This is a genomic window from Microbacterium psychrotolerans, from assembly GCF_031085295.1.
Lineage (GTDB): Bacteria > Actinomycetota > Actinomycetes > Actinomycetales > Microbacteriaceae > Microbacterium > Microbacterium psychrotolerans.
Map to the genome: position 1 here is coordinate 133,083 of NZ_JAVFWO010000008.1, position 7,653 is coordinate 140,735.

General features: G+C 69.6%; 7 protein-coding genes and 1 pseudogene. 1 reads left to right on the forward strand and 7 read right to left on the reverse strand.

Features of this window, described 5'->3' with window-relative positions; translation table 11 throughout:
• Positions 1-37: 37 nt before the first annotated feature.
• From Q9R08_RS20115 to Q9R08_RS20130, 4 genes are all read right to left on the reverse strand, one after another.
• On the reverse strand, positions 38-475 hold the full coding sequence (locus Q9R08_RS20115) for a pyrimidine dimer DNA glycosylase/endonuclease V (protein ID WP_308869983.1): 438 nt from the start codon (positions 473-475) through the stop codon (positions 38-40).
• Between the two features lie 6 nt (positions 476-481).
• Positions 482-1,957 carry a malate:quinone oxidoreductase gene (locus Q9R08_RS20120; protein ID WP_308869999.1) on the reverse strand — a complete coding sequence of 492 codons (1,476 nt, stop codon included), beginning with the start codon at positions 1,955-1,957 and terminating at the stop codon, positions 482-484.
• A 191-nt stretch (positions 1,958-2,148) separates the two neighbouring features.
• Entirely contained in the window at positions 2,149-3,219 is a 1,071-nt protein-coding gene (locus tag Q9R08_RS20125; RefSeq protein ID WP_308869984.1) for an aspartate-semialdehyde dehydrogenase, read from the reverse strand.
• A gap of 176 nt (positions 3,220-3,395) precedes the next feature.
• Positions 3,396-4,682, reverse strand: coding sequence for an aspartate kinase (locus tag Q9R08_RS20130; protein WP_308869985.1), 1,287 nt, complete (start codon positions 4,680-4,682; stop codon positions 3,396-3,398).
• A gap of 134 nt (positions 4,683-4,816) precedes the next feature.
• Here Q9R08_RS20130 and Q9R08_RS20135 point away from each other — a divergent pair, with 134 nt between their 5' ends.
• Positions 4,817-5,305: a hypothetical protein gene (locus tag Q9R08_RS20135; protein WP_308869986.1), complete on the forward strand. Its 489-nt coding sequence runs from the start codon at positions 4,817-4,819 to the stop codon at positions 5,303-5,305.
• A gap of 101 nt (positions 5,306-5,406) precedes the next feature.
• Here Q9R08_RS20135 and Q9R08_RS20140 read toward each other — a convergent pair whose 3' ends face one another.
• From Q9R08_RS20140 to Q9R08_RS20150, 3 genes and pseudogenes are all read right to left on the reverse strand, one after another.
• Positions 5,407-6,336, reverse strand: coding sequence for a DMT family transporter (locus Q9R08_RS20140; protein WP_308869988.1), 930 nt, complete (start codon positions 6,334-6,336; stop codon positions 5,407-5,409).
• Between the two features lie 139 nt (positions 6,337-6,475).
• Positions 6,476-7,069: a recombination mediator RecR gene (recR, locus tag Q9R08_RS20145; protein WP_308869990.1), complete on the reverse strand. Its 594-nt coding sequence runs from the start codon at positions 7,067-7,069 to the stop codon at positions 6,476-6,478.
• 3 nt (positions 7,070-7,072) lie between these two features.
• Positions 7,073-7,653 (reverse strand): annotated as a pseudogene (locus tag Q9R08_RS20150) (DNA polymerase III subunit gamma and tau); the annotation flags it as partial.

The window sequence follows — 7,653 nt, forward strand, 5'->3', positions numbered from 1 at the left end:
AAGCCGGCGCCGTGACGCGGGCACGCGCGGCCACGCCCTAGGAGTCGGGCACTCCGCGCTCCCATGACTCGATCGCGCCGGGCCGCTCGACGAAGGTGGGCGCCGGCGTGGCGATCTCGGGCACGCGGGGCAGCCAGCTCGGGTCCCGGAGGGCAACCTTGGCGCGCAGATGCGCGAGCTCGAAGCCGAGCTGCCCGGAGGTCACCGGGATGCCGGGGGCAGCGGCATCCGGTCGGAGAACTCGGGCGCCGTCGAACGAGTAGCCGCGCGCCGTCGCTTCCGCACGGACGGCGTTCAGGTAGTGACCGATCGCGTCGAGCGGCTCGGCGACGGCCCGGAACCGTTCGAGCTGCGGATGCCGCGTGTAGCCGCGCGTGGCGCCCGTGAGCACACGCTGAGCCAGGAGACCCTCACGCCAGCAGGCGACCAGGGCCATCCGGTCGAGGCTCGACGGATGCAGCGACCACAGCCTCATGGCGCACTACGCGGTGAGGGCGAGCGCCTCCGCGGTCTCGCCGAGCAGCTCCTGCGCGACCTCGGGTCGAGCGTTGAGCGTGTCCCCGTAGGTCGGGATCAGCTCGCGCAGACGCGGCTCCCAGGCGTCGATGCGGTCGGGGAAGCAGGTCTTCAGGAGACCGAGCATGATCGACACCGCGGTCGACGCGCCCGGCGACGCACCCAGCAGGCCGGCGATGGTGCCGTCGGCGCCGGTGACGACCTCGGTGCCGAACTGCAGCACGCCGCCCTTGTCCGGGTCCTTCTTCATCACCTGGGCGCGCTGGCCGGCCTGGATGATCTCCCAGTCTTCGTCCTTCGCGGTCGGCATGAAGACGCGGAGGCTGTCGACCTTCTTGGCGTGATTCTTCAGCAGCTCACCGACGAGATAGGTGATGAGGCTCGGGTTGTCCCACGCGACCTTGAGCATCGGTCCGAGGTTGCCGGGCCGCACCTGGCCGACGATGTCGAACCACGAGCCGGTCTTGAGGAACTTCGGGCTGAAGGTCGCGAACGGGCCGAAGAGCAGGGATGCCTCGCCGTCGACGACGCGGGTGTCGAGGTGCGGCACCGACATCGGCGGGGCGCCGACCGACGCCTGCGAATAGACCTTGGCCTTGTGCTGGGCGACGATCGCGGGGTTCGAGGTCTTCAGGAACTGCCCCCCGATCGGGAACACGCCGTAGCCCGAGATCTCGGGGATGCCGGACCGCTGCAGCAGCTTCAGCGCCCAGCCGCCGGCGCCCACGAAGACGAACTTCGCGCGGATCTCGCCGGGAGTTCGACCGACGGTGCGACGGTACTTCACGCGCCAAGTGCCGTCGCGCAGGCGCTTCAAGCGACGGACCTCGGTGTTGAGGCGCACGTCGGCGCCGTTCTCGGCGAGCCGGTCGATGAGCTGGTGGGTGAGCGCGCCGAAGTCGACGTCGGTGCCCGCCGGCATCCGGGTCGCGGCGAACGGCTCGCCCTTGCGGCGCTTCTGCATGAGCAGCGGCGCCCACTGGTTGATGACCCGGGAGTCCTCGCTGTACTCGATGCCGGCGAACAACGGCTCGTCCTTCAGCGCCTCGTAGCGCTTCTTGAGGTAGGCGACATCCTTCTCGCCGCGCACGAAGGTCATGTGCGGGGTGGAGTTGATGAACGTCGACGGCGCGTCGAGAACCCCGGCCTCGACGAGCGAGGACCACAGCTGACGGCTCTGCTGGAACTGCTCGTTGATCGAGATCGCCTTGGCGGGATCGACGGTGCCGTCCTTGCGCTCGGGCATGTAGTTCAGCTCGCAGAGCGCCGCGTGGCCGGTGCCGGCGTTGTTCCAGGGGTTCGAGCTCTCCTGCGCGACATCGCTCAGACGTTCGAAGACGGCGATCTTGAGGTCGGGCTGGAGCTGCTGCAGCAGCGTGCCGAGCGTCGCACTCATGATGCCGCCGCCGATCAGCAGAACGTCGACCGTCCCCGTGGGCAGGTCGCTGTCGTCGGGGCTGGGCAGGGCGTCGGAGGGCGTTTCGGTCACCAGACGATTCTAGTTCCGCCGGAAAGCACCCCCGACCGGGCGCCGGCTCCTTCCCCGAAAGTCCTGCGGTTCTTGCCACAACGAAAAGCGAGCGGATGCCGCAGCCGCGGCATCCGCTCGCCTGCGAGTCGTCGAAGCGAAGGTCAGGCGTTGACGCCCAGGTTGACCGCGACGAGCTCCGCGATCTGCACGGCGTTGAGCGCCGCGCCCTTGCGCAGGTTGTCGTTCGAGATGAACAGCACGAGACCCTTGCCCTCGGGCGCGGACTGGTCGGCCCGGATACGACCGACGTACGCCGGGTCGGTGCCGGCCGCCTGCAGCGGCGTGGGCACCTCCTCGAGCTTCACGCCGGGAGCGCTCGAGAGAACCTCGCGAGCGCGCTCGGGAGTGATGTCGCGGGCGAACTCCACGTTGATGCTGAGCGAGTGGCCGGTGAAGACCGGCACGCGGACGCAGGTGCCGGCGACGCGGAGGTCTGGCAGTTCGAGGATCTTCCGGCTCTCGTTGCGGAGCTTCTTCTCCTCGTCGGTCTCGTTGAGGCCGTCGTCGACCAGGTTGCCGGCGAAGGGGATGACGTCGAAGGCGATCGGCGCGATGTACTTCTCGGGCTGGGGGAAGTCCAGCGCCGAGCCGTCGCGGGCGAGCCGCTCGACGTCGCCCTGAGCGAGCACACCCTCGACCTGGCCGAGCAGCTCCTGCACGCCGGCAAGACCAGAGCCGCTCACGGCCTGATACGTGCTGACGATGAGCCGCTCGAGGCCGGCCTCGTTGTCGAGCACCTTCAGCGCCGGCATCGCGGCCATGGTGGTGCAGTTGGGGTTCGCGATAATGCCCTTGCGCGCCTCGGCGATCGCGTGCGGGTTGACCTCGCTCACGACGAGCGGAACGTCGGGATCCATGCGCCACGCACTCGAGTTGTCGATCACGACGGCGCCCGCCTCGGCGAAGCGCGGCGCGTGCGCACGGCTGCCGGTGGCGCCGGCCGAGAAGAGGGCGATGTCGATGCCGCCGAGCTCGGCGGTCGCGACATCCTCCACGGTCACGGCCTGGCCCTGGAAGACGATGTCGGATCCGGCCGACCGTGCGGTGGCGAAGGCACGGATCTCGCGCACCGGGAACCCGCGCTCCTCGAGAATGTCGATCATCGCGCCGCCGACCTGGCCGGTGGCGCCGACGATGGCGACGGAGAGTCCTGAATCGGAGATGCGGGTCATGGTGTTCCTCAGCGTGGGCACAAGCGTGAAGCGGACGCGCGGGCACCGTCGGACGCGCGGGGTTGCCCGATTCTACCGCCCCGCCGCAGCGGCGAGGTCCGCAGTTACGGTCTGCTCCGGGACCGTACGACGAAGATGATGAAGCGGCTGAGCGGGCACAGCCGCCGAAGTCGCTGTCAGCGACCGGTGCCGGCGTAGACCGTGGCCTCGATGTCGCCGTCCAGGCCGTACGCAGTGTGGACGACGCGCGCGGCCTCGGCCAGATCGTCGCCGCGGACCACGACCGAGATGCGGATCTCGGACGTCGAGATCATCTCGATGTTGATGCCCGCGACGCTGAGCGCCTCGAACAGCGTGGCCGAGACACCCGAGTGCGTGCGCATGCCCGCACCGACGACCGAGAGCTTGCCGATCTGGTCGTCGTGGACGAGGTTCTCGAATCCGATGTCGGACTGGTCGCCGGCGAGAGCCTTCAAGGCCGTCGCGGCATCGGTCTTGGGGAGCGTGAACGAGATGTCGGTGCGCCCGGTCGCGGCGGCCGACACGTTCTGCACGATCATGTCGACGTTGGCACCGGACTTCGCGATGACCTTGAAGATCTCGGCGGCCTTGCCCGGCACGTCGGGCACGCCGATGACGGTGATCTTGGCCTGACCCAGGTCGGTGGCGACCCCGGCGACGATCGGCTCTTCCATCTCTTCTCCCTTTTCGCCCTCGGGGACGCTCATCCCCGGGCCGAGCACATAGGTCCCCACGCCCGAGCTGAACGTGGAACGGGCGTGGATCAGCACGCGGTGTCGGCGCGCATATTCGACGGCGCGGATGTACAGCACCTTGGCGCCGTTGGCGGCGAGCTCGAGCATCTCCTCCGCCGACACGACGTTGAGCTTCTTCGCCTTCGGGACGACGCGCGGGTCGGCGGTGAAGATGCCGTCGACGTCGCTGTAGATCTCGCAGACGTCCGCCTCGAGCGCCGCCGCCAGCGCGACCGCGGTGGTGTCGGAGCCGCCGCGGCCGAGCGTCGTGATGTCGCGCGTGTCTCGGTTGAAACCCTGGAAGCCGGCGACGATGACGATCGCGCCCTCGTCGAGCGCCTCGCGCAGGCGGATCGGCGTGACGTCGACGATGCGCGCGGAGCCGTGGTCGGCGGTCGTGATCATGCCGGCCTGGCTGCCGGTGAACGAGCGGGCCTCGAAGCCCATCGAGTGGATCGCCATGGCGAGGAGCGCCATCGAGATGCGCTCACCGCTCGAGAGCAGCATGTCGAGTTCGCGCGGCGCGGGGATCGGCGCGACCTGCCCCGCCAGGTCGAGCAGCTCGTCCGTGGTGTCGCCCATCGCGCTCACGGCGACGACGACATCGTGCCCGGCGCGGCGCGTGTCGACGATGCGCTTCGCGACGCGCTTGATGCTCTCGGCATCCGCGACCGACGATCCGCCGTACTTCTGGACGATCAGCGCCACATCGAACTCCACGCGTATGTCAGGGGTGGGCGAGAACGGATGCCGCACCAGACCTTCTGAACTTCACCCGACGCTCCATCTTACGGACGCTCCCATGCGCCACCGGCCATGTGTCTCGGCGCTAGCATCCGAGCATGGAGCAGATCGAGGCGTGGTCGGAGTTCAACGTCGCCATGGTCGGTGCCACCGCCGCTCTGGCCGGTCTCGTCATCGTCGCCTCGAGCGTCAACATCGCCGAGATCATCAAATCGAACACGCTGACGGCGCGTCTCGCCGCGGCGATTGCGGCGTTGGTGCTCGCCATCGTCGTCACCGGAGTCGGTCTGGTTCCCGACGTCGGCACCCTCTGGTACGGCGTGGTGATCGGCGTCTCCACGCTGGTGGCCGCCATCTTCCAGGTGCACGCGACCCGTGTCATCATGCGGGACCCCGATCCCGAGCATGTCGGGCGCGTACTCAAGGCGGCGTTGGGATTCGCGCCGATCGTCGCCTACGCGGCGTCGTCGGTCGTGCTGCTTCTCGGCGAGCCGGCAGGCCTGACGATCGCCGCTGCGGGAACACTGCTGACCATCGTGTCGGCCATCGTCGTCTCGTGGGTCGCGCTCGTCGAAGTGCTGCGCTGATCGCCGCGGTTCTGACGGCTGGAGCAGGCCGGTCAGCGCGACCCGGTGTACCGCCGGTCGACGTCGATTCTGCGGACGCCGCAGGCGTGGGAGCGGGTCGCTCAGCTCGGACCGATCGGCGGCAGGTCGGCCGCGGCCTTGCGAGCTCGCACCGTCCCGCCGGTGGCAGCGAGCCAGCATCCGGCGATCACCAGCGGGAAACCGATCAGCAGGCCGACCGTCAGTGGCTCACCGAGGATGAGCGTGCCCAGCACGATCGCGACGACCGGGTTGACGTACGTGAACAGCGGCGCCCGCACCGGGCCCACGCGCGCGATCAGTGCGAAGAAGGTGATGAACGCCACCGCCGTGCACAGGACGGCCAGGGCGATGAGCGACAGCGTGCCCTCGAGGGTGGGCACCTGATGCTGCGTCAGGAACGCGATAGGCGTGTAGAAGATCCCGACGGCGAGGAGCGCGAGGGTGATGGAGCCCAGCGAGGGCACGTCGCGCAGCTTGGTCGCGATGACGAACGGCGCGATCGCGTACAGCAGCGCCACCAGGAGGACCTCACCGACAGCGATGAGGCCACCCCCGCCTTCGACGGCGAGACCCGGACCCGCGACGATCACGAAGACTCCGACGAAGCCGACGAAGAGGCCGATGCTGCGCGCCGGACTGAGGACCGACCGGTCACCGCCGCCGAACGCGATGATCGCCGCGAACAGGGGGACCGTCGCCACGAGAAGGCCCGTGAGCCCCGACGGCAGCGTCTGCTCGGCATGGCCGAGAAGCAGGAAGGGCCCTGCCATCTCGATGGCGCCGAACAGCAGCACCCAGCCGATCTTCGCGAACGCGGGGCGCAGCGCCTTCTGCCGGATCGCGAACGGGAGGAGCAGCACGGCGCCGAGGAGCGTGCGACCTGCCACCACCGCGGCCGGAGAATACGACTCGACGGCGACGCTGATGAAGAGATAGGGGATGCCCCACAGCACGGCCATCGCGGCGAACAGCAGCCACGCACGCGTGTCGAAGCGCTGCGAGGGGTTCATTTGGTGTCTCTCCGGTCAAGTGATGTCGGCCGCGGCACGGATCGGTGCGCGGGCCTCGGGATTCAGCATCCGAGAACCGGCGCGCCGGCGCGAGGCGGCCGACCGCCAATCTACGGCGGAGTTCCGACATACGTCGAGGTCAGACGGAGCGTCGTCCCTCGAACGCCCGGCCCAGGGTCACCTCGTCGGCGTACTCGAGGTCGCCGCCCACGGGCAGGCCGGAGGCCAGGCGGGTGACCGAGATCTCGAGCGTGTGCAGCAGCCGGCTGAGGTAGGTCGCGGTCGCCTCGCCCTCGAGATTCGGGTTCGTGGCGAGGATGACCTCCTGCACGGTGCCGTCGGCGAGCCGCTGCATCAGCTGCGTGATGCGGAGGTCGTCCGGACCGATGCCGGCGATCGGGCTGATCGCGCCGCCGAGCACGTGATAGAGCCCGCGGAACTCCCGCGTGCGCTCGATCGCGGCGACGTCTTTCGCATCTTCGACGACGCAGATGAGGGTCTGGTTGCGGCGGGGATCGCGGCAGATCGAGCAGCGCTCCTGCTCGGAGACGTTGCCGCACACCTCGCAGAAACGCACCCGCTCCCGCACGACGCTGAGCAGCTCGGCGAGGTGCGACACGTCGAAGTTGGGCGTCTGCAGGATGTGGAAGGCGATGCGCTGCGCCGACTTCGGGCCGATCCCGGGCAGGCGGCCGAATTCGTCGATGAGATCTTGGACGATGCCGTCGTACATGGGCTAGTTGAACCTCGTCGGCGGCTCGTAGGGCTCCTCGCGCACGAAGGTGGCGCCGAGCACCTGGCGCACCACCGCCTCCCCATAGCGCTGCACGCCGCCATTGCGCGTCGTGACCACCGGAGTCAAGGGCGGTGCGACCGTCGGCGGCACCGGCACGTCGGCGACGGCATCCGACTCGTCTTCGGGCTCGTCCTCTTCGCGCTCGATAGAGGGGACGACCTCGGTGCGCGGAAGCACGTCTCCCTCGCGCGGCGGCGCGAGGGTCGCGACGCGCGCCATCGAGGTCGCCGCGTCTTCGGGCTCGTCGTCGACGGCGAACTGGCCGGGCGTCTCGGTGGGCAGCGCCGCCGGACCCGGGTCGGGCGGCGGGGCGTCGTCGTCGGACGGGATCGCTGCGACGGCCCAGTCGGTCACCGGGGCGGCCGCAGCCGACATCGTCGACGGAGCACCCGATGCCGAGCCTCGCGGCGCGGGCGCCGCTGCCGTGCTGCGCGGGGCGGGACCGGATGCCGACGCACGGGGTGCGGCCGAGGTGGAGGGTCGCGCTGCGGCCGGGGCGGCAGGTGCCGTCGCGGGCGTGC